Genomic DNA, 21,841 nt, shown 5'->3' with positions numbered 1-21,841 from the left:
CGGCCCCGGTCGCGCCGCCGGACGCCGTGCCGGTGGCGGTGGCCGCGGGCGCGGCGGCGGTGCTGCTGCCCGACGACCTGGGCGAGCGCACCATGCTCGGCGACACCGGGGCCAACGCGGCCGGGGCCCTGCTCGGCGTGGCCGCCCTCGCGGCGACCCGCCCGCGCGGGCGCCTCGCGCTGCTGGCCGGCCTGGTCGGGCTCACCGTCGCCAGCGAGAAGGTCAGCTTCACCCGGGTGATCGAGCGCACGCCGGTGCTGCGCGAGCTGGACGCCCTCGGCCGTCGTCCGGCCTCGTCGTGAGCCGGTCGTGAGCGCGCCGTCGCGCCGCCTGGTCACCGGCCTGGCCGGTGCGGCGGCCGGCATCGCGGTGCTGACCCTGCTCGCCCGCGTCGTCGGGTTCGGCCGGTGGCTGGCCTTCTCGGGCACGGTCGGCAGCTCCTGCGTCGGCTCGGCGTACGCCAGCGCCAACCAGGTGCCGAACGTGCTCTTCGAGGTGGTCGCCGGGGGAGCGCTGGCCGCGAGCGTGGTGCCCGTGCTGTCGTCGGCGCTGGTGCGCGGCGACCGGGCGGCCGCCGACCGCACGGCGTCAGCGCTGCTCACCTGGTGCGTCGTGCTGCTCACGCCGCTGGCCCTGCTGCTGGCCCTGCTCGCCGGCCCGGTCACCGACCTGCTGCTCGGCGGCACCGGGTGCCCGGGGCAGCACGCCAGCGCCACCCGCATGCTCGTCGCGTTCGCGCCCCAGGTCGTGCTGTACGGCGTGGGCATCGTGCTGACCGGCGTGCTGCAGGCCCACCGCCGGTTCGTCGGGCCGGCGCTCGCCCCGCTGGTGTCGAGCGTCGTCGTGATCGGCGTCTACCTGGCCTTCGCGGCGGTCACCGACCGTCCCTCGGGCGCGGCCGCCGCCACCTGGTTGCCCGACCGCGGCGCCGAGCTGCTGCTGGCGCTCGGCACCACGGCCGGGGTGCTGGTGCTGAGCCTGCCGCTGCTGGTGCCGGCCCACCGTGCGGGCGTGCGGCTGCGCCCGACGCTGCGCTTCGACGACGGCGTCGCGGCCCGCGTCCGCACGCTCGCACTGGCCGGTCTGGCCGGGCTCGTGGCCCAGCAGGTGCTGGTGCTCGTCACCGTGCGGCTGTCGAACGCCAGCGGCGGCGCCGGCACGATCAACGTCTACCAGTACGTGCAGGCGGTCTACCTGCTGCCGTACGCCGTGCTCGCGGTGCCGCTGGCCACGGCGTCGTTCCCCACGCTCGCGGCGCAGGCGGCCGCGGACGACGGACCCGCCTTCGCCCGCACGTTGACGCGCACCACGCGCGGGGTCGTGCTCGTGGCGGTCGCCGGGGCCGCGGTGCTGGTCGCGACGGCACCCGCGGTGGGCCGGCTGTTCGCCGCCCTCGACGCGGGGGGAGCGGCGCTCGGTGCCCTGCCCGTCGCCCTGACCGCCTTCGCCCCCGGGCTGGTCGGCTTCGCGCTGGTCGCGCACCTGGGGCGGGCGCTGTTCGCGGCGCACCGGGCGGTGTGGGCGGCGCGGGCCACGGTCGGCGGGTGGCTCGTCGCGGTCGTCGCCTCGCTCGTCCTGGTGCCGCTGCTGGACGACGGCACCGACCCCGCGCGCGGCACGCTGCTCGCGCTCGGGCTGGCCAGCTCGCTCGGCATGACCGTCGCCGGAGCGGCGCTGCTCGTCGGCGCCGCCCGCACCGAGGTCGGCTCGACGCGGGTCGCCGAGGCGCTCGCCGGGTCACTGCCCGTGCTCGCCCGGTGCCTGGCCGTCGCGGTCGTCGCCCTGTTGGCGGGTCGCCTGGTGACCGACCGGGTGACGACGGCGGGGGTCGGCGGCGCGCTGGTCGCGGGTGTGGTGGGATCGGTGGTCACGGGTTCGGTGCTGCTGCTGGGGGTGGCGCTCACCGACCGGGAGGACCTGCGAGCCCTGCTGCGGCGCGACGCCGCGGCCGGATGACCCCGAGCCAGGAGGCGGACGTGGCCGACGAGCCGTTGCGCGTCCTGCTGCTGCTCGGCACCAGCGGCGGCGGCGTGGCCCGGCACGTGCGGGCGCTCGCGGCGTCGCTGCAGCAGGCCGGCCACGACGTGACCGTGGGCGCGCCGTCGTCCGTGCACGAGGAGTTCGACTTCGCCGGCACCGGTGCCCGCGCCGAGGTGGTCGAGGTGCGCGAGCGCCCGCACCCGCGCGGGGACGTCAAGGCCGTGGGCACGATCGGCCACCTGGCCGACGACGCGGACGTCGTCCATGCGCACGGCCTGCGCGCGGGCGGTCTCGCCGTGCTGGCCCTGCGCCGGCGCGAGACCCCGCTGGCGGTGACGCTGCACAACGCGCTGCTCGCCCAGGGCGTCGGCGGCAGCCCGGTGCGTGCTGCCTACGCGGTGCTCGAGCGGCTGGTCGCGCGCGGCGCCGACGTCGTGCTCGGCGTCTCGGCCGACCTCGAGGACCGCCTGCGCGAGCTGGGCGCGTCCGACGTGCGGCACGCGGTCGTGCCCGCCCCGGCGGCCCTGCGCGCCACGTCGACGCCCGCGCGCGTGCGCGAGGAGCTGGACGTCGACGGGCGTCCGGTCGTGCTGTGCGTGGCCCGGCTGGCCGAGCAGAAGGGGCTGCCGCTGCTGCTCGACGCGGTCGCGCTGCTGCCCCAGCCCGAGCCCGGCGCCCTGGCCCCGGTGGTGCTGGTGGCCGGCGACGGGCCGCTGCGCGAGCGGCTGGCGGCGCGGATCGAGGCCGAGCAGCTGCCGGTCGAGCTGCTGGGCTGGCGCGACGACGTGGGCGACCTGCTGACGGTCGCGGACGTCGTCGTGTCGAGCGCCGTGTGGGAGGGCCAGCCGATCGCCGTCCAGCAGGCGCTGCAGGCCGGCGCGGCCGTCGTGGCGACGGACGTCGGCGGCACGGCGGAGGTCACGGGCGACGCCGCGCTGCTCGTGCCGGGCGGCGACGCGCCCGGGCTCGCAGCCGGTCTGGGCCGGTTGCTGGGCGACTCCCGGGCCCGCGAGGACCTGCGTCGTCGTGCTCGCCAGCGGGCCACCGAGCTGCCGGACGACGACGACGCGCGCGACGCCGCGCTCGACGTGTACGGGGCACTGCGCCGATCTGGGTCGACGACCTAGTACAGTAAAAGTCCGTGGCGCAGACGAAACATCTCTTCGTGACCGGCGGCGTGGCCTCCTCCCTCGGCAAGGGCCTGACCGCATCGAGCCTCGGCCTCCTGCTCCGTTCGCGCGGCATCCGCGTGACGATGCAGAAGCTCGACCCCTACCTGAACGTCGACCCCGGGACGATGAACCCGTTCCAGCACGGCGAGGTCTTCGTGACCGACGACGGGGCCGAGACCGACCTCGACATCGGGCACTACGAGCGGTTCCTCGACCGGCCGCTGTCGGCGAGCGCCAACGTGACGACCGGCCAGGTCTACAGCGAGGTCATCGCCAAGGAGCGGCGCGGCGAGTACCTCGGCGACACCGTGCAGGTGATCCCGCACATCACCAACGAGATCAAGCGCCGCATGCGGGCGCAGGCGTCGTCCGACGTCGACGTGATCATCACCGAGATCGGCGGCACGGTCGGCGACATCGAGTCGCTGCCGTTCCTCGAGGCCGCGCGGCAGGTGCGCCACGACGTCGGCCGCGACAACGTGTTCTTCCTGCACGTCTCGCTCGTGCCCTACCTCGCGCCGTCCGGCGAGCTGAAGACCAAGCCGACCCAGCACTCGGTGGCCGCGCTGCGCCAGGTCGGCATCCAGCCCGACGCGCTGGTCGTGCGCAGCGACCGCCCGGTGCCGCCGGACATGAAGCGCAAGATCTCGCTGATGTGCGACGTCGACGCCGAGGCCGTCGCGAACGCCGTCGACGCGCCGTCCATCTACGACATCCCCAAGGTGCTGCACCGCGAGGGCCTGGACGCCTACATCGTGCGCCGGCTGGGTCTGGCGTTCCGGGACGTCGACTGGTCGGCGTGGGACGACCTGCTGCGCCGCGTGCACGAGCCCGAGCACCACGTCGAGGTCGCCCTGGTGGGCAAGTACGTGGACCTGCCGGACGCCTACCTGTCGGTCACCGAGGCCCTGCGCGCCGGCGGCTTCGACCAGGACGCCAAGGTCAGCCTGCGGTGGGTCGCGTCCGACGAGTGCTCGACGCCCGAGGGGGCGCAGAAGGCGCTCGGCGGCGTCGACGCGGTGTGCGTGCCCGGCGGGTTCGGCGTGCGCGGCATCGAGGGCAAGCTGGGCGCGCTGCGCTGGTCGCGCGAGCACGGCGTGCCGACGCTGGGCCTCTGCCTCGGCCTGCAGTGCATGGTCATCGAGTACGCGCGCAACGTCGCCGGGCTCGAGGGCGCGTCGTCGACGGAGTTCGAGGCGAGCTCGCCGCACCCGGTGATCGCGACGATGGTCGAGCAGAAGGCGATCGTCGAGGGCGACGGCGACATGGGCGGCACCATGCGGCTGGGACTGTACCCGGCGCACCTGGCCGAGGGCTCGGTCGTCGCGGAGGCCTACGGCACCACCGTCGTCGAGGAGCGCCACCGCCACCGGTACGAGGTCAACAACGCCTACCGGGGCGAGCTCGAGGCCGCCGGCCTGGTGTTCTCGGGCACGTCGCCGGATGGCGGGCTGGTCGAGTTCGTCGAGCTCGACCGCGACACCCACCCGTACTACGTGTCGACGCAGGCGCACCCCGAGTTCCTCTCGCGCCCGCACCGCGCCCACCCGCTGTTCGCCGGTCTCGTCCGGGCGGCCGTCGACGCGCAGCGCGCGGCGCGGTTGGTCGAGGTCGAGCGCCCGCGCGAGCAGGCCGTCGCCAGCGCGTGAGCGTCGAGCTGCGCGACACCATCGGCCCCAAGCCGGTGCGGTCGTCCGAGGTCGTGTTCGAGGGCCGCGTGTGGGACGTCGTCAGCGACGTCGTCGACCTCGGCCGGGCCGGCGAGGTGACGCGCGACTACGTGCGGCACCCGGGCGCGGTCGGCGTCCTGGCGCTGGACGACGAGGGCCGCGTGCCGCTCGTGCACCAGTACCGGCACCCGGTGGGCATGACGATGTGGGAGCTGCCGGCCGGGCTGCTCGACGTCGCGGGGGAGGCGCCGGTGCTCGCCGCGCAGCGCGAGCTGGCCGAGGAGGCCGACCTGCGGGCCGGCACGTGGCACACGCTGGCCGACTGGGTCATGTCGCCGGGCGGGACGTCGGAGGTGTTCCGCTGCTTCCTCGCGCGCGACGTCTCGGCCGTGCCGGAGGGCGAACGGCACGAGCGCGACGGCGAGGAGATGGACATGCCGACGCACTGGTTCGCGCTGGACGACGTGCGCGACGCGGTGCTCGCTGGCCACCTCAACAGCCCCTCGCTGGTCGTGGGGGTGCTCGCGGCCTGCGCGTCGCGCGACGGGGGGTGGGCCTCGCTGCGGCCGGCCGACGCGCCGTGGCCCGAGCACCCGGCCTTCCGCGACCGCTGAGCCGCGGGCTGCGCAAAGGTCCTCCGCGACGTCGGTGCCGCGCCCTACGCTCTCGGGGCATGACCGAGATGAGCATGAACCGCGTGATCCACGGCGCGTTCCGGCGCGACCTCGACCGCTTCGTCGCCGCGCTCGGCTCGTTCCCCGCGGGTGACCAGCGCCGGGCCGACCAGCTGGCCACCGCCTGGGCCAACTTCGACGACCAGCTGACCTACCACCACGAGGGCGAGCACGAGACCGCCTGGCCGGCGCTGCAGAAGGTCGGCGTCAGCCCCGAGGTGCTCGCCACCATGGACGCCGAGCACGCCACCATGGCCGAGGCCCTCGGCGTCGCGCGCGGTGCGATGGCCGCCCTGAAGAGCTCGCCCGGCGCGCCGCAGGCGTCCGCCGCCCAGGGCGCCTTCGAGCAGCTGCGCACCGTGACGGTGCGGCACCTCGACCACGAAGAGGCCGAGATCGAGCCGGTCTACCTGGCCAACGTCGACCACCCGGCGATCGTGGCGATGGGCAAGGAGTTCGCCAAGGTCGGGCCGGCTCGCGGCGGTCGCTTCTTCGCCTGGGTCCTCGACGGCGCGACGCCCGACCAGCGGGCCGCGATCGGGCACACCGTGCCGCCGCCGGTGCTCAAGGTGCTGACGGCCGTCTTCGGACGCGGCTACCGCAAGGACGTCGCCTCGGTCTGGGCCCACTGAGCCTCCCGCGGGTGCTACCGTCGCGCAGCCGCCGGCGCCTGTGACCGGCACGTCCCAGGGGGCAACACCGTCGTGCTGAACCGCCGCGCTGCCATCGCGCTCGCCGTCGTCCTTCCCGCTGCGGGCCTCGTGCCGCTCGCCGCGGCCGCTCCGGCCGTGGCGGCCACGAGCGTGCTGGCGCCCGTCGACCGGCCCGACCCGGCCGGCACCGTGGTCTACCCGGCCAAGCCGTCGACCGCGGCGGTCACGCACCGGGTGCTGGCGGCGTACGGCACCCGGAGACTGGTGATGCAGCCGTTGCCGACGACCGGGGCGACCGGGTCCCACGAGCTGGCGGTGCAGGAGGGGTCGGCCGCGCCGCGCCCGCTGGGCGTCGTCGTCTCGTCCGCCCCGTTCGTGCGGACGGCCGGGCCGCGGGTGCTGGTCAACCAGCAGGTCGTCGACCTGAGCGACATGACGACCCGCCCCGTACCCACCGGGTCCTGGATCCTCGTCGGGCCGGCCCCGGACGGCGTGGTCACCCGCCTCGGGAGCGTGTTCACCTGGCGCCACGACGACGGCACGACGACGCAGCTGTCCGGTCCGGCGGCGACGGCCTTCGGTGCCTCCGCGGTGCGCGCCGACGGTCTCGCGATCTACCTCGGCACCGGCGACCCCGCGTCCTCGGGCCTGTGGTGGCTCCCGGCCGACGGGTCACCCGGCCACCTGGTGCAGGCGGCGGCTGGCGTGACGTCCGTGGCGCTGTCGACCCAGGACGTCGGCTGGGTGCAGTCCGTGGGCGGCACGACGTCGCTGCGGCGCATCGCGACGACCGCGACGGACGCCGACACCCCCCAGGTGTGGACCGTCGAGGCCGGCACGGCCGCCCCGGTGCTCACCGACAGCTCGACCGCGTGGCGCCTCGCCGGCTACAGCGCGGGTCCGCTGCGCGTCGCCACCGCGATGGCTGCCGATCCCGTCGTCACGGCGAAGGACGCCGGTGGCACCGCGCTCGCGGTCTCGTCGGTCGCCACCGACGGCACGACGCTCCTCGCGACCGACGAGCTGCCGATCACCCACCCCGAGCTCGACACCGTCGCGGCCTCGGGCACCGCCACGCCGGTCGTCGACCTCCAGCCCTCGGTGTGGACCACCACGCGCCTGCAGGACGACGGTGCCGACCTCTTCGTCGACCGCCCTGGCACGTACACGGACGTGGTGCACGTCGCCGATGGTGCTCTCGTCGCGCACGAGCGCGGGCTGCTCTCGGCCGGTCGGTGGACGACGTCCTTCGACAACACCAACGGGCACAGCTACGTCTCGGTGCAGCCGACCAGCTCGAACTCGGTGACGGGCCTGCTCGAGGACCTAGAGTACAGCCGCCCGATCGCGTTCGCGGGCAACGCCTTGGCGACGCCGACGCGGGCGTGGCTGGGCCTGTCGGGTGCCGGGACGGCGCTGCCGTCCGGCGTCCGCAGCGCCGCGACGAACGGCCGGGTGATCTGGGCGAGCACGCAGGCCGGGGGGCTGTGGCGCGTGGACGCCAGCGGCGCGCGCCGGATGTGGGCGGACGGCTGCTCCGCCGGCCAGGACTGCTCGGCCACGCTGTTCGCCTCGGGCGACGACCTGCTGGCCCGGCTGTACACGGGCACCAGCGTCGTGCTCCGGCCGGACGCCACCGTGCGCTCGTCGGTGCCCACGACGCGGGTCGGAGCGTTCGCGGACGGGCTGGTCGCCTGGGTGACGTCCGACGGCTCGGTCATGGTCTACGACGTCCGCGGCTCCGGCCCGGCCGTCACCGTCGCGTCCGCCGCCCCCGGGTCGCCGCTGTCGCTGGACGACGGCCGGCTGACCTGGGTCGCCCGTGACGGGTCCCTCCGTCGCGCGCCGCTGGCCTCCGTCGTCCGGGCCTCGCACGTCGACGTGCTCGACGACGCCGCCCCCGGCTTCTCGCCCAACGGCGACCACCTGACCGACCTCTGGTCGCCGTCCTGGCGCACCGAGGCGCCGCTGGCGTCGGCCGCGCTGACCATCACGACCGCGGGTGGGTCGACGGTGCGCACCCTGCCGGTCACCGTGGTCGGATCCGTGGCCACGGTCACGTGGGACGGCACGACCGCGTCTGGTGCGCTCGCGGCCGACGGTGCGTACTCGTGGCGGCTCAGCGGCACCAGCGTCGGCGGCTCGAAGGTGGGTCGGGCCGGTGCGGACGACGTCACGGGAACGGTGAACCTCAGCCGTTGGCGGCCGCGGGTCACGTTGAAGGCCCCGGCGACGAGCCTGACGACGTCCGAGCGCCCGTACGTGCGCGCGGCGTGGGCCGTCGCCTCCGGCAAGCCGTCCTGGGTGCCCGAGACGTACGAGGTGCAGCAGTGGGACGGCGGGGTCTGGGTCCCGTGGTTCACCGGCACGCGCGGCCACAGCGCGGCGTGGACGAAGCGGCTGTACCGCGACGACCTGACGCTGCGGGTGCGGCTGCGCTCGCTCGGCGGGATGGTCAGCCCGTGGGTCACGACGACCACCCAGCTGCTCACCGACGACCGCACCCTGGCGCGCTCCGGCTCGTTCGGCTCGGGCTGGCGCCCGGTGACGCAGTACGGCGCGTTCGACAGCACGGCCCGTACGACGCGCACCGGCTCGTTCTACACCTACGAGTCCGGCGTGCGACGCGTCCGCGTCTACGCCACCACGTGCCGCACCTGCGGCAAGGCCGAGGTGTCGGTCAACGGGTCGTGGTGGGGCCAGCACTACGTCGAGGTGAACACCTACTCCTCGACGACGCGGCACAAGATGCTGGTCGCCGAGGTGCTCGTCCCGAGCATCCAGTCGGTGACGGTCAGCGTCCACCCGCGGCCGACGAGCGGCCGGCCGAACCTCTACCTCGACGCGTTCGCCTTCTGGCACTAGCCGATCGGCGGCCCGGCCGCCAGCTCGGCAACGGGCGTCACCCAGGTGATACCCGTTGCCGAGATCACCGCCGACCCGGCGCCGCGGCCGGGGTTCAGGGGAGGTCTTCCTCCCAGAACTCGGTCGAGCTGGCCCGCGCCGCCGGGTCGCCGCCGCCGCCGTGCACCTCGTCCTCGCGCCCGCGCAGCTCGACGCGCCGGATCTTGCCGCTGATCGTCTTGGGCAGGTCGGCGAACTCGATCCGCCGGATCCGCTTGTAGGGCGCCAGGTGCTCGCGCGCGTAGCCGAGGATCGACGCCGCCGTCTCGGCGGTCGGCTCGTGCCCGGAGGCCAGCACCACGTACGCCTTCGGCACCGCCAGCCGCGTCGGCTCGGGCGACGGCACGACCGCCGCCTCGGCCACCGCCGGGTGCTCGATCAGCACCGACTCGAGCTCGAACGGGCTGATCCGGTAGTCCGACGCCTTGAACACGTCGTCCGAGCGCCCGACGTACGTGATGTAGCCCTCGTCGTCCCGGCTCGCCACGTCACCGGTGTGATAAGCGTTGCCGCGCATGGCATCCGCCGTGCGCTCCTTGTCGTCGCGGTAGCCGACCATCAGGCCGACGGGTCGTCCGAGCGGTCCGTCGAGCCGCAGGCACAGCTCGCCCTCCGTGGTCTCCTCGCCGGTCACCGGGTCGAGCAGCACCACGTCGTACCCCGGCAGCGGCCGTCCCATCGAGCCGGGCTTCAGCGGTGCCCCCGGCGGGTTGCCGACCTGCGCCGTGGTCTCGGTCTGCCCGAACCCGTCGCGGATCGTCAGCCCCCAGGCCTGCTGCACCTGCTCGATCACCTCGGGGTTGAGCGGCTCGCCGGCGCCGACCACCTCGCGCAGCGGGATGCGCCCGCGATGGGCTGCGAGGTCCGCCTGCACCAGCATCCGCCAGACCGTCGGGGGAGCGCAGAAGGTCGTCACCTCGCAGGCCGCCATCGTCGCGAGCAGCGGCTCGGCCGCGAACCGGGACTGGTTCACCACCAGCACCGTCGCCTCGGCGTTCCAGGGCGCGAACAGGTTGCTCCACGCGTGCTTGGCCCAGCCGGGCGAGCTGATGTTGAGGTGCACGTCGCCCGGCTGCAGCCCGATCCAGAACATCGTCGACAGGTGACCGACCGGGTACGAGACGTGCGTGTGCTCGACCAGCTTCGGCTGCGCCGTCGTCCCGGACGTGAAGTACAGCAGCAGCGACTCGTCCGACCGGGTCGGCACCTCCGGCGAGAACGTCTCGAGGTGCTCGTAGCTCGCGCCGTACGACAACCAGCCCTCGACGTCGTCGCCGACGGCGATCCGCGTCCAGCCGCCGTGCACGTCGGCGAACTTGGCGGTGTCCTCGCTGCGGGCCACGACGTGCGCGACGTGCCCGCGGTCGACCCGGTCGCGCAGGTCGGCCGGGGCCAGCAGGGTCGTCGCCGGGATGACGACGACGCCGAGCTTGATGCAGGCGAGCACGGTCTCCCACAGCTCGACCTGGTTGCCGAGCATCAGCAGCAGCCGGTCGCCGCGGTGCACGCCGTGCGCCTGCAACCACGCGGCCAGCTGGCCCGAGCGGCTCGACATCTCGGCGTACGTCACCTTCGTGCCGGTGCCGTCCTCGTCGACGACCCACAGCGCCGTGCGCGCGCCGGTGTCGGCCGAGGCGGCCACGACGTCGAACCAGTCCAGCGCCCAGTTGAAGTGCGTCAGGTCCGGCGGCCGGTACGCCTCGACCGCCGCTGCGGGGTCGTCGCGGTGCAGCAGCAGGTGGTCCCGCGCCGTCCGGAAGGTCTCGTAGCTCGCGTCGTGCTCGGCCATCGTCATGCTCTGGACCCTCGCACCCCGCCGGTGGTCGGTCAACGCGAACCAGGCTCCGGGACGACGCGCTCAAGCCGGGCACGTCCCCGGCCGATCCGCTGGTGCAGGTTAGGTTCGTGGACGACGTCAGGAGGCAGGTCGTGGTGACCAGGGCAGGGCAGCAGGTCCCGGCGAGGGCGCGTCGGATCGCGACGGCGGCGCTGCTGCCGGTCGTGCTCCCGGCCGTGCTGCTGGCGGGCTGCCGCGGGGACGACGCGGCCACGCCGACGACGTCCACGACCTCGGCTGCCCCGACGCCCTCGACCACCAGCCCGGCGCCGAGCGAGACCGCGACCGAGACGCCCACCCCCACCGAGACGGCGACGCCCACGGCGACCGCGACGGCCACCGCCACCGCGACGGCCACGGCCGAGTGGCCCACCTCGCTGGGCGAGCCCCAGCAGGGCGGCTCGGTCTGGGGCGTGTACCTGGCGGTCGGGCACAGCGCCAGCGACGCGGGCGTCGAGCGGGCCGTGAAAGAGGCCGCCAAGGTCGGCTACCAGGCCGTCGTCGGCGACGTCGCCTGCGACCACGGCGCCCTCAAGGCCCTGCACCTGGACGAGTACGACTACTGGTCCGGCGCGGTGCTGTACTTCGCGACCAAGGCCGACGCGCAGACCTTCGTGACGCGCTACGGCGCCGAGGTCCGCAAGCCCAAGGGCTACGCCAAGATCACCCTCGGCTGCCTGGACTGACCGGCCGCGTGCCCACCCGGGTGACGACCGACGCCGCGGTGCGGCACCCGGCGTCCAGGGCATCACGCACGTCCTGGCCGGACACCACCGACGCCAGGTAGGCGGCGGCGAAGGCGTCGCCCGCACCGGTCGTGTCGACCACCGCGCCGACGGCCGGGCACGCCGGCACCTCGACCCCTTCGCGACCGTCGGCCGCCCACCGCGCTCCGGACGCGCCGAGCTTCAGCACGACCTCGCCGTACGTGCCGGTGAGCCGTGCCAGCGCGGTCGCCGGGTCGCGCGTGCCGACCAGCACGTCGGCCTCGTCGAGGGTGCAGAACACCAGGTCCACGCCCTCGGTCAGCGCCAGGAACTCCTTGCCCCCCAACGCTTCCAGCGGTGCGGCGCTCGCGACGTCGACGGACGTCGGCACGCCGGCCGAGCGTCCCTCCGCCAGCGCCGCCCGCCCGGCGTCCCGCGAGCCGGGGTTCAGCAGCGTGTAGCCCGACACGTGCACGCGCGCCGCCGACCGCAGCGCCTCGACCGGCAGGTCACCCGTCGACAGCGCCGAGTTGGCCCCGGCGTCCGGGAGCATCGTGCGCTCGCCGTCCGCCCCGACGAGCACGACGACCGTGCCGGTGGCCAGCGCCGGGTCGAGCACCACGTGCGGCTCGACCCCGGCGCGGCGCAGCACCTCGACCGCCTCGCGGCCGAACGGGTCGTCGCCCACGCGGCCGACGAACGCCGTCGGGCAGCCGAGGTGCACCAGCCAGTGCGCGACGTTCGCGCCCGCACCGCCCTGCTGGGTCTGCACGTGCGCCGCCGTGTCGGACCCGAGAGCCAGCGGGTCGTCGACGCGCGCGACGACGTCCGTCATGACGTCGCCGAGGACGGCGAGGGTCATCGGCCCGCCGCGTGCGCCACCGCGATCCGCGCGGCCAGCGCCGCGTTGCGCAGGATGATCCGGGTGTTGACCTCGAGGCTGCGGCCCTCGGTGTCGTGGTGGAACCGGGCCAGCAGGTACGGCGTGGTGTCCTTGCCGTGCACGCCCTCCGCCTCGGCGCCGGCGAGCGCACCAGCCAGCACCCGGTCGTGCAGCTCGGGGTCGAGCTGCTCGTCGACCGGCAGCGGGTTGGCGACCACGAGGCCGGCCAGGTCGGTGCCGAGGTCGGCCCGCGCGTGCATCACCGCGGCGACCTGCTCGGGGGTGTCGACGCGGTGCTCGAGCGGCTGGCCCGAGTCGGCGAGGTAGAAGCCCGGGAAGCGGTCGGTGCCGTAGCCCAGCAGCCCGATGCCGAGGGTCTCGAGCCGCTCGAGCGTGGCCGGGACGTCGAGGATCGACTTCACGCCGGCGCACACGACGGTGGTGGGCACGCGGGCCAGCGTCACCAGGTCGGCCGACTCGTCGAAGGTGCCGCTCGCGCCGCGGTGCACGCCGCCCAGGCCGCCGGTCGCGAAGACCGGGATGCCGACGAGCGCGGCCAGGTGGGCGGTCGACGCGACCGTCGTGGCGCCGTGCCCCTGCCGGGCCGCGACCGCGCCGAGGTCGCGGACGCTGACCTTCACGACCGAGTCGTCGCCGGCCACGGTCGCCAGCGCGTCGTCGTCCAGCCCGACGCGCACCTGGCCGCCCACCAGGGCGACGGTGGCGGGCACCGCGCCGTTCGAGCGCACCGCCTGCTCGATCTCGCGCGCGACCCGCAGGTTGTCGGGGCGCGGCAGGCCGTGGCTGATGATCGTGGACTCGAGGGCGACCACAGGTGCGCCGTCGTCGAGCGCCTGCTGCACCTCGGGGGACGTGAGCACCGGCGGGGTGGGCGAGGTCATGCGCCGCAGCCTAGTGAGCGCCCCGGCTAGGCTCGGCGCGTGCCCGCCGCAGCCCGTCCGTACCCCGCGCACTGGGAGGCGGACGTCGTCCTGCGCGACGGCGGCGTCGTGCACCTGCGACCCATCCGGCCGGACGACGCACCCGCCGTCGAGGCGTTCCACTCCGGCCAGAGCGCGGAGTCGATCTACCTGCGGTTCTTCGCCCCGCTGCAACGGCTCTCCGAGCGCGACCTCGAGCGGTTCACGACCGTCGACCACGTCGACCGCGTCGGCCTGGTGGCCACGCTCGGCAGCTCGATCGTCGGCATCGGCCGCTACGACCGGGTCGAGGGCGACACGGCCGAGGTGGCCTTCAACATCTCCGACGCCCACCAGGGCCGGGGCGTCGGGTCGGTGCTGCTCGAGCACCTGGCCGCCGCGGCCCGCGAGCGCGGCATCCGGCGGTTCGTCGCCGACGTCCTGCCGCAGAACCGCAAGATGATCGGGGTGTTCGGCGAGGCCGGGTACACCGTGCGCCACCACTACGAGGACGGCGTCATCGCCCTCGAGTTCGACATCTCCCCGAACGAGGACTCCGACCGCGTGCGCGAGTCGCGCGAGCAGCGCTCGGAGGCGCGCAGCGTGCAGGCCGTGCTGCACCCGCGCTCGGTCGCCGTCGTCGGGGCCAGCCGCGACCCCGACTCGATCGGGCACCGGCTGCTCGAGAACCTGCTCGCCGCCGGGTTCACCGGACCGCTCTACGCCGTCAACCCCGAGGCGTGGGAGGTGCAGGGCGTCGAGAGCCACACGCGCGTGAGCGACATCCCCGACCAGGTCGACCTCGCGGTGGTCGCGGTCCCGGCCGAGCTGGTGGCCGACGTCGTGGCCGACTGCGGCGCCGGGGGAGTGCGCGGGCTCGTCGTCGTCAGCAGCGGCTTCGCCGAGACCGGCGAGGAGGGGCGCGAGCGGCAGGCCGAGCTGGTGCGGCTGGCCCACCGCCACGGCATGCGGGTCATCGGGCCCAACTCGTTCGGCATCCTCAACACCGACCCCGAGGTGCGGCTGAACGCCTCGCTCGCGCCGACCATGCCGCCGGCCGGGCGCCTCGGCCTGTTCAGCCAGTCCGGCGCGCTCGGCATCGCGGTGCTCGACACCGCGCGCCGCCGCCGGCTCGGCGTCTCGAGCTTCGTGTCGTCGGGCAACCGCGCCGACCTCAGCGGCAACGACCTGATGCAGTACTGGCTCGACGACCCGGCGACCGACGCGGTCGGCCTCTACCTCGAGAGCGTGGGCAACCCGCGCAAGTTCTCGCGGGTGGCGCGGCGGCTGGCCCGCACCAAGCCGGTCGTCGTGGTCAAGAGCGGGCAGTCGACGTTCGGCGTGCCGCCGGGCCACACCGTGCGCGAGTCGCGGCTGCCGCGCGAGGCCTTCGACGAGGTGCTGCACCAGGCCGGCGTGATCCGGGTCGAGAACATCCACCAGCTCTTCGACGTCGCGCAGCTCGTGGTGCACCAGCCGCTGCCGGCCGGGCCGCGCGTGGCCGTCGTCACCAACTCCGACGCGCTCGGCGCCCTGGCGGCCGACGCGTGCGCCAGCTGGGGCCTGGACGTCGTGCACGGCCCGGTCGCGGTGCGCTCGGACGCCACGGCCGAGGAGTTCCGCACCGCCCTGGCGGCGGCCTTCGCGGCCGAGGACGTCGACTCGGTCGTCGCCGGCTTCATCCCGCCGCTGGTGACGATCGACGCCGACGTCGCCGTGGCGCTCGCCGAGGTGGCGGCCGAGGGCGACAAGACCTGCGTCGCGACGTTCCTCGGCATGCACGGCGTCACCGAGGCGCTCTCGTCGTCCCGGCGCACCGTGCCCGCCTACCCGACGCCCGAGGACTCGGTGCGCGCGCTCGTCTCGGCCACCCGCTACGCCGAGTGGCGCGGCCGCGACCGCGGGCCGCGCATGGAGGTCGAGGGGCTGATGCGCGAGGCCGCCCGCGAGCTCGTCGACCGGCTCACGCCCGACGACCACGACGGCGTGGTGCTCGCGGACGACGATGCCACCGCGCTGCTCGCGGCGTACGGCGTCGACGTGTGGCCGGCGTTCGACGTGGTCACGCCGGACGACGCCGCCGCGGCCGCGGAGCGCGTGGGCTACCCGGTCGCGCTCAAGGCGACGGCGCCGCACCTGAGGCACCGCGCGGACCTCGGCGGCGTGCGGCTCGACATCGCCGACGAGGGCGAGCTGCGCAACGACCTGACGGAGATGAAGCGCCAGCTCGAGCAGCACGGGCCGGGCACGTTCGTCGTCCAGGCCATGGCCCCCGTGGGCGTCGCGTGCGTCGTCCGGTCGCTCGAGGACCCGCTCTTCGGCCCGGTCGTCGAGTTCGGCGTCGGCGGCGCGCCCACCGACCTGCTGGGCGACGTCGCGCGGCGCAGCCCGCCGCTGCGCGAGGGCGACGTCGCCGACCTGGTGCGCGGCGTCCGCGCCGCGCCGCTGCTGTTCGGCTACCGCGGCGCCGACCCGGTCGACGTCGAGTCGCTCGAGGACGTCGTCGCCCGCGTCTCCCTGCTGGCCGACGACCTGCCGCAGGTGGCCGAGCTCGAGCTCAACCCGGTGATCGCCGCGCCGGGCGGCACGACCGTGCTGGGCGCGCGCGTCCGGCTGGCCCCGCCGCCCGGCCGCACCGACACCCCCACCCGCCGCCTCCCCGGCTAGACCGCCGCCCGACCGCCGCCCGACCGCCGCCCTGTGCACGAGGCAGCGCGGAGCAGGCCCGGGGAATGGGAGGATGCCTTCATGCGGGAGACCTCCGACGCGCTGCGCGCCGACCTCGACCTGGCCGGTTACTACCCCGAGCTGGTGGCCGACGTCCTGGACGTGAGCATCGCGGGCGAGCGCGCCGTGGGGCACCTGGTCCACGCCGAGACGACGTTCGACCACGACGTCGTGCGCCGGCACATCACCGCGCTGGTGCTGACGCCCACCCGGCTCGTCGTCGTCCACGCCGACGACCACGCGCCCGAGGGCCCCGACGGACCGCAGCAGCCGTACGCCACCGCGGCGACCGAGGCCGTGCCCCTGTCGCTGGTGCGCTCGGTGGTGGTCAACCACGTCGTGACCGAGCCCGAGACCTACCGCGCCGGCGCCGGGTCGCGCGAGCTGACCCTCACCATCGGCTGGGGCGGCGTGAGCCGGCTCGACCTCGAGCCCGCGGGCTGCGCCGACCCCGAGTGCGAGGCCGACCACGGCTACACCGGCACGGCCAGCGCCGACGACATCTCGGTGCGGGTCAGCGCCGACGCCGACGGCGAGGACGCGCTGCGGCGCGCGCTGGCCTTCGCGCGCGAGCTGTCCGCCGCCACCGCCGGCACCCGCGGGTGAGCAGCGGCCTGCCGGCCGGGCCGCGCTACGGGGTCGACACCCTCGCCGACCTCATGCCCGCCGTCGTCCGCAGCCTGGACGGCGTGACGCTGCCCGGGTCCTTCGCCGCGCCGTCCGCGCCGGGCGGGGTGCTCGACCTGCCCACCACCGCGCGCGCCTGCGTGCTGCTGGTCGACGGCCTCGGCGACGTGCTGCTGCGCGAGCGGGCCGGGCACGCGCCCTTCCTGCGCGCGCAGCTCGAGCGCACCGCCACCATGACGGCCGGGTTCCCGACCACCACCGCGACGAGCATGGGCAGCCTGGGCACCGGTCTGCCGCCGGGCAGCCACGGCCTGGTGGGCTACGAGGTGCTCGTGCCCGAGCAGGACGCGCTGCTCAACGAGCTGAGCTGGGAGCCGCCGGTCGACCCGCGGCGCTGGCAGCCCGAGACCACGGTGTTCCAGCACGCCGCGGCCGCCGGCGTCGAGGTGGTGCGCATCGGGCCGGGCTTCTTCGACGGCTCGGGCCTGACCGAGGCCGCGCTGCGCGGCGGGCGGTTCGTCGCGGCCGACTCGCTCGACGACCGGGTCGACGCGGCGCTCGCCGCGCTGCGCTCGGCGCCGCGCACGCTGGTCTACGTCTACTGGGGCGACGTCGACAAGGTCGGGCACGTCGCCGGCTGCGGCTCGTGGGAGTGGGGCGAGGAGCTGGCCAAGGTCGACCTCGCCGTGCGGCGCCTCGCGGCCGGGCTGCCCCGCGACGCCGCCCTGCACCTGACCGCCGACCACGGCATGGTCGACGTCCCGCACCACCTGCGGATCGACCTCGCGCACGACCCCGAGCTGGCCAGCGGGGTGCGGCACGCGGGCGGCGAGCCGCGCTGCCCGCAGCTGTACTGCGAGCCTGGCCGGGTCGACGACGTCGTGCGGGTGTGGTCGGAGCGGCTGGCGGGACGCGCGCGGGTCGTGCCGCGCGAGCAGGCCGTGGCGGCGGGCTGGTTCGGTCCGGTGGCGCCGCACGTGAGCGCCCGGATCGGCGACGTCGTCGTGGTCTGCGAGCCCGGGCTGGCGGTCGTCGACTCGCGCCGCATGCGCCCGCAGCTGCTCGCGCTGGTGGGCCTGCACGGCGCCATGACCCCGGCGGAGTCCCTCGTGCCCCTGCTCACGCTGCAGGGCCCGACGTGACAGGATCGACGCGTGGCTGAGCTCGTGTTCTTCTCGGGGACCATGGACTGCGGGAAGTCGACCCTCGCGCTGCAGATGGACCACAACCACTCCGCGGCGGGGCGCCGCGGGCTGGTGTTCACGCGCCACGACCGCGCGGGCGAGGCGGTGCTGTCCAGCCGCCTGGGCCTGGTCGGCGCGGCCCTCGAGGTCACCGACGAGACCGACTTCTGGGACGTCGTCGTCGCCCACCGCACGGGCGGCTCGCCGGTCGACTACCTGATCTGCGACGAGGCCCAGTTCTACGACGTCGAGCAGGTCGACCAGCTGGCCCGGCTCGTCGACGAGATGGCGGTCGACGTCTTCGCGTTCGGCATCACCGCCGACTTCCGCACCAAGCTCTTCCCGGGCTCGCAGCGGCTGATCGAGCTCGCCGACCGCGTGCAGGTGCTGCAGGTCGAGGCGCTGTGCTGGTGCGGTGCGCGGGCCACCCACAACGCCCGCACGGCCGACGGCGTGATGGTGGTCGAGGGCGAGCAGGTCGTCGTGGGCGACACCAACGCCGGCGCGAGCGAGATCGGCTACGAGGTGCTCTGCCGTCGCCACCACATGCGCCGCATGACCCGGGCGGCCGCGCACGCCGTCGCGCTCTCGCCCGACGTGCTGCCGCTCGACCTGGACGTCTGCCCGGTGCCGCCCTCGCGGGTCACGGCGGGCTGAGGCGTGGACGTCGGCCCCGCCGCGAGCGCCGTCGACCGGGCGGCCGCGCTGCTGCGGGCGCGCGGTGACCGGATGACAAGCCCGCGCCGCGCCGTCCTCGCCGCCCTGGCCGCGCGGCACGCGCACCTCAGCGCCGACCAGGTGGTGAGCGCCGTCGCCGAGCAGGACCCGGCCGTGCACCGCGCCTCGGTCTACCGGGCGCTCGAGACGCTGAGCCAGCTCGGCGTCGTCCAGCACGTGCACGTCGGGCACGGGACGACGACCTACCACCTGGCCGGCGACGAGCCCCACCTGCACGCGCAGTGCGAGGGGTGCGGCGCCGTCGTCGACCTGCAGGGCGAGCTGCTGGACGACGTCGCCGCGCAGGTCGAGGCCGAGCACGGGTTCTCCCTCGACCCTTCCCACGTCGCGCTGTCGGGCACGTGCGCCGCCTGCCGGGCCGCGGCACCGCAGGCCGCGCCATGACCCCGGCCCCGCGCCCCGCCGTCCCGCCCGCGCCGATCCGGCAGGTGGGCGACCCGGTGCTGCGCACGCCGACCGCGCCGGTGACGGCGTTCGACGACGAGCTGGCCGCGCTGGTCGACCGGATGTGGGCGTCGATGCACGCCGCGCACGGCGTCGGCCTGGCCGCCAACCAGATCGGCGTCGGTCTGCAGGTGTTCGTCTGGGAGGTCGACGACGAGCACGGCGTGGTGGTCAACCCGGTGCTGGTCGAGGTGGGCGGCGGCGTCGACCGCGACGACGAGGGCTGCCTGTCCGTGGTCGGCCAGACCTTCACCACCCCGCGCCGCGAGCGAGCGGTCGTGCGGGGCCTCGACGTGCACGGCGAGCCGGTCGAGGTGCGCGGCGAGGGCCTGCTGGCGCGCTGCTTGCAGCACGAGACCGACCACCTGGCCGGGCGCCTGTACCTCGACCACCTCAGCGGCCGCGACCGGCGGGCCGCGCTGAAGGCCGCGGCCGAGCGCGAGCAGCAGGACGCCTCCCGCACCAGCAGCTTCGGGACCTTCTGATGGCGGGCCGCTGATGGACGCCGCCGCCGTGCTCGCCGCCTTCGACGCGCAGATCCGCCGCCGGCTGGAGCCCGACGAGCCCGGCATGCGGGTCGAGGCCGACGAGCACGTCGTCCGGGTCATGACGGACGACGGCTGGAACGGCGTCGTGTGGAGCGACCTGGACGAGGCGAGCGCGGACGCGGTCGTGGCCGCCGAGGTCGCGCGGTTCGCCGGCACGGACTGGGAGTGGAAGCACTACTCCTACGACCGTCCGGCCGACCTGCCGCAGCGGCTCGTGGCCGCCGGGCTGGTCGCCGAGGAGGTCGAGGCGCTGCTCGTCGCCGACGTGCGCGAGCTCGCCCTCGACGTCCGGCTGCCCGAGGGCGTGCGGCTCGAGCCGGTCGTCGACCAGGCCGGCGTCGACGCCCTCGTGCGGGTGCACGAGGAGGTGTTCGGCGGCGACCACTCGCGGATCGGGCGGGCGCTCGCGGCGCGGCTGGCCGCCGACCCCGGCTCGGTGGCGGCCGTGGTCGCGATGGCCGGCGACGTGCCGATCTCGTCCGGTCGGCTCGAGCTGACCCGCGGCACCGACTTCGCCAGCCTCTGGGGCGGCGGCACGCTGGCGGAGTGGCGCGGGCGAGGGGTGTTCCGCGCGCTGGTGGCGCACCGGGCGCGGCTCGCCGCCGACGCCGGCTACCGGTACCTGCAGGTCGACGCGTCGGCCGACAGCCGCCCGATCCTGCGACGTCTGGGCTTCACCGAGCTCGCCCTGACGACCCCGTTCGTCCCGCCCTCCTGACCGCACCTTGGTCGAGAAGTGCTGTCCCGCAGGGTTCACGACCGCACTTTGGTCGAGAAGTGCTGGGCCCGCGACCACAGCAGCCGGACGACGTGCCAGAGCGCCGCGCGCCGGCACGGCCCGACCCACAGGTGGAAGTCCGGCTCGCGGTGCACGCCGGGCGCGTCCCGGAACCGGTGAGCCGCGTCGCGCACCCGGCGCAGCTGCTCGACCGTCATGGGCAGCGGCGCCTCCTGCGGCTGGTGCCGCGCGCCCACCGGGTAGTCGCGGTACGGCGTGGTCGACATCTCGACGTGGCACCCCATCACGGCCGTGACCTCGCGCTCGTCGGCCAGCTGCACCAGCCGGTCGAGGCTGTCGGCGAACGCCTGCGGATCGCGGACGTAGACCCGGCCGGGGTACACCGAGTCGCCGGTCAGCAGCCAGCCGGTGACCGGGTCGAAGAACGCGACGTGCGCCGGGTGGTGCCCGGGCAGCGGGACGACGTCCAGCACCCGACCGCCGAGGTCGAGCGCGGCCCGGCCCTGGGGCCACGACGGCAGGTCGAAGAAGGTGCGCACGGCCTCGACCGCGTGCCCGACCACGGTCGTGCGCGGGCGGTCGGCCAGCTGCGCGTCACCCGCCACGTGGTCGCCGTGCGCGTGGGTGTGGGCGACCACCAGCTCGTAGCCGTCGTGCGGGTGCTCGGCCAGCCACTCCTCGACCAGCCCGTCGACGGTGGCGCGCAACGGGAACGTCGCCGGGTCGCTCGTCGCGCCGGTGTCGAGCAGCAGGGCGCGCTCGTCGCCCAGCAGCAGGTACAGGAACGGCGCCTCGAACGTCACCGCCTTGCTCTGCCGCAGCAGCACCGTCCGGTCGTCGACCCGCCGCACCTGCAGCAGGGCCTCGGGCTCAGTCGCGCTTGGCACCGAACATGATGTCGTCCCAGCTCGGGACGCTGGCGCGCCGTCCGCGCGCCTTGCCCGGGCCGCGGTGGCGACCGCCCTCGACGGTCTGCGACTCGTCCACCTCGTCGAGCGCACCCACCGGGTCGATCGCGTCGGCCGGGTCGACGGCGTCGTGGTCGCGCACCTGCGGGCGCTCGTCGGCCAGCTCGGGGACGTCGTCCGGCTCGGCGTCGACCGGTAGCGGCACCTCGTCCGTCGTCTCGACGTCGTCCGGGGCGTCGTCCGGGACGTCGTCCGGGGCGTCGTCCGTGACACGGTGCATCTGGTCGGCCAGCGGCCAGCGCCGGGCCGTGATCGGCTCCACCTCGGCCAGCTCGGACAGCTCGGCGACCTGCTCGGCGTCGACGAGGTCGGCCGCCTCGGCCAGGTGCTCGACCTCGGACGCCGGCGGGTGGGCGGCCGGCGGCTCGGCCAGCAGGGTGGGGTCGAGCTCGAGCGGCTCGGGCGCGGGCGGGCGACGGCGGCGGGCCGGGTGCGTGGCGCCCGGCACGTCGGTGGGCGTCACCGC

At 75.4% G+C, this 21,841-nt stretch carries 18 protein-coding genes and 2 pseudogenes; 15 read left to right on the top strand and 5 right to left on the bottom strand.

The window, feature by feature from the left end:
* From ACYVJ4_RS05095 to ACYVJ4_RS05065, 7 genes and pseudogenes are all read left to right on the top strand, one after another.
* A pseudogene (locus tag ACYVJ4_RS05095) lies at positions 1-302 on the top strand (hypothetical protein); the annotation flags it as partial.
* A gap of 7 nt (positions 303-309) precedes the next feature.
* A complete protein-coding gene (gene murJ, locus ACYVJ4_RS05090) occupies positions 310-1,956 on the top strand; it encodes a murein biosynthesis integral membrane protein MurJ (RefSeq protein ID WP_460459029.1) in 1,647 nt (548 codons plus the stop codon).
* 20 nt (positions 1,957-1,976) lie between these two features.
* Positions 1,977-3,107: a glycosyltransferase family 4 protein gene (locus tag ACYVJ4_RS05085; RefSeq protein ID WP_460459028.1), complete on the top strand. Its 1,131-nt coding sequence runs from the start codon at positions 1,977-1,979 to the stop codon at positions 3,105-3,107.
* A 14-nt stretch (positions 3,108-3,121) separates the two neighbouring features.
* Positions 3,122-4,801: a CTP synthase gene (locus ACYVJ4_RS05080; RefSeq protein ID WP_460459027.1), complete on the top strand. Its 1,680-nt coding sequence runs from the start codon at positions 3,122-3,124 to the stop codon at positions 4,799-4,801.
* Positions 4,798-5,436 carry an NUDIX domain-containing protein gene (locus ACYVJ4_RS05075; RefSeq protein ID WP_460459026.1) on the top strand — a complete coding sequence of 213 codons (639 nt, stop codon included), beginning with the start codon at positions 4,798-4,800 and terminating at the stop codon, positions 5,434-5,436. Before ACYVJ4_RS05080 ends, ACYVJ4_RS05075 begins: the two co-directional genes overlap by 4 nt.
* Positions 5,437-5,495: 59 nt before the next feature.
* Positions 5,496-6,128 carry a hemerythrin domain-containing protein gene (locus ACYVJ4_RS05070; protein WP_460459025.1) on the top strand — a complete coding sequence of 211 codons (633 nt, stop codon included), beginning with the start codon at positions 5,496-5,498 and terminating at the stop codon, positions 6,126-6,128.
* 72 nt (positions 6,129-6,200) lie between these two features.
* Positions 6,201-9,014: a FlgD immunoglobulin-like domain containing protein gene (locus tag ACYVJ4_RS05065; RefSeq protein ID WP_460459024.1), complete on the top strand. Its 2,814-nt coding sequence runs from the start codon at positions 6,201-6,203 to the stop codon at positions 9,012-9,014.
* 94 nt (positions 9,015-9,108) lie between these two features.
* Here the strand turns inward: ACYVJ4_RS05065 and ACYVJ4_RS05060 are convergent, their stop codons facing one another.
* A complete protein-coding gene (locus ACYVJ4_RS05060) occupies positions 9,109-10,848 on the bottom strand; it encodes an AMP-binding protein (protein ID WP_460459023.1) in 1,740 nt (579 codons plus the stop codon).
* Positions 10,849-10,982: 134 nt separating this feature from the next.
* Here ACYVJ4_RS05060 and ACYVJ4_RS05055 point away from each other — a divergent pair, with 134 nt between their 5' ends.
* The gene (locus ACYVJ4_RS05055; protein WP_460459022.1) at positions 10,983-11,576 is read left to right on the top strand and encodes a hypothetical protein; all 594 of its coding nucleotides are present in this window, start codon (positions 10,983-10,985) and stop codon (positions 11,574-11,576) included.
* Here ACYVJ4_RS05055 and ACYVJ4_RS05050 read toward each other — a convergent pair.
* Complete coding sequence (locus tag ACYVJ4_RS05050; RefSeq protein ID WP_460459021.1) at positions 11,554-12,459, bottom strand: carbohydrate kinase family protein; 906 nt, start codon at positions 12,457-12,459, stop codon at positions 11,554-11,556. The genes ACYVJ4_RS05055 and ACYVJ4_RS05050 overlap by 23 nt on opposite strands.
* Positions 12,456-13,382 carry a pseudouridine-5'-phosphate glycosidase gene (locus ACYVJ4_RS05045; protein ID WP_460459020.1) on the bottom strand — a complete coding sequence of 309 codons (927 nt, stop codon included), beginning with the start codon at positions 13,380-13,382 and terminating at the stop codon, positions 12,456-12,458. Before ACYVJ4_RS05045 ends, ACYVJ4_RS05050 begins: the two co-directional genes overlap by 4 nt.
* 39 nt (positions 13,383-13,421) lie before the next feature.
* Between ACYVJ4_RS05045 and ACYVJ4_RS05040 the strand changes: the two genes are divergently transcribed.
* The 7 genes from ACYVJ4_RS05040 (at position 13,422) to ACYVJ4_RS05010 (ending at position 20,386) form a co-directional block, all read left to right on the top strand.
* Positions 13,422-16,067: a bifunctional acetate--CoA ligase family protein/GNAT family N-acetyltransferase gene (locus ACYVJ4_RS05040; protein ID WP_460459019.1), complete on the top strand. Its 2,646-nt coding sequence runs from the start codon at positions 13,422-13,424 to the stop codon at positions 16,065-16,067.
* An 81-nt stretch (positions 16,068-16,148) separates the two neighbouring features.
* Positions 16,149-16,733, top strand: coding sequence for a DUF5998 family protein (locus tag ACYVJ4_RS05035; protein WP_460459018.1), 585 nt, complete (start codon positions 16,149-16,151; stop codon positions 16,731-16,733).
* Positions 16,730-17,896 (top strand): alkaline phosphatase family protein, encoded by a 1,167-nt coding sequence (locus ACYVJ4_RS05030; RefSeq protein ID WP_460459017.1) that lies wholly within the window; start codon positions 16,730-16,732, stop codon positions 17,894-17,896. The genes ACYVJ4_RS05035 and ACYVJ4_RS05030 overlap by 4 nt, the downstream gene beginning before the upstream one ends.
* Before the next feature lie 12 nt (positions 17,897-17,908).
* Positions 17,909-18,595 carry a thymidine kinase gene (locus ACYVJ4_RS05025; protein ID WP_460459016.1) on the top strand — a complete coding sequence of 229 codons (687 nt, stop codon included), beginning with the start codon at positions 17,909-17,911 and terminating at the stop codon, positions 18,593-18,595.
* A gap of 3 nt (positions 18,596-18,598) precedes the next feature.
* Positions 18,599-19,060: a Fur family transcriptional regulator gene (locus ACYVJ4_RS05020; protein WP_460459015.1), complete on the top strand. Its 462-nt coding sequence runs from the start codon at positions 18,599-18,601 to the stop codon at positions 19,058-19,060.
* Positions 19,057-19,605: a peptide deformylase gene (def, locus tag ACYVJ4_RS05015; protein ID WP_460459014.1), complete on the top strand. Its 549-nt coding sequence runs from the start codon at positions 19,057-19,059 to the stop codon at positions 19,603-19,605. Before ACYVJ4_RS05020 ends, def begins: the two co-directional genes overlap by 4 nt.
* Positions 19,606-19,618: 13 nt before the next feature.
* The gene (locus ACYVJ4_RS05010; RefSeq protein WP_460459013.1) at positions 19,619-20,386 is read left to right on the top strand and encodes a GNAT family N-acetyltransferase; all 768 of its coding nucleotides are present in this window, start codon (positions 19,619-19,621) and stop codon (positions 20,384-20,386) included.
* A 35-nt stretch (positions 20,387-20,421) separates the two neighbouring features.
* Here the strand turns inward: ACYVJ4_RS05010 and ACYVJ4_RS05005 are convergent, their stop codons facing one another.
* Positions 20,422-21,294 (bottom strand): MBL fold metallo-hydrolase, encoded by an 873-nt coding sequence (locus ACYVJ4_RS05005; protein WP_460459012.1) that lies wholly within the window; start codon positions 21,292-21,294, stop codon positions 20,422-20,424.
* Positions 21,278-21,841: pseudogene (locus ACYVJ4_RS05000) on the bottom strand (hypothetical protein); the annotation flags it as partial. The pseudogene ACYVJ4_RS05000 and the gene ACYVJ4_RS05005, both read right to left, overlap by 17 nt.

This window comes from Angustibacter peucedani, assembly GCF_054779595.1.
Note: the sequence above shows the minus strand (reverse complement) of the source record. Positions and strands in the feature narration are given on the sequence as shown.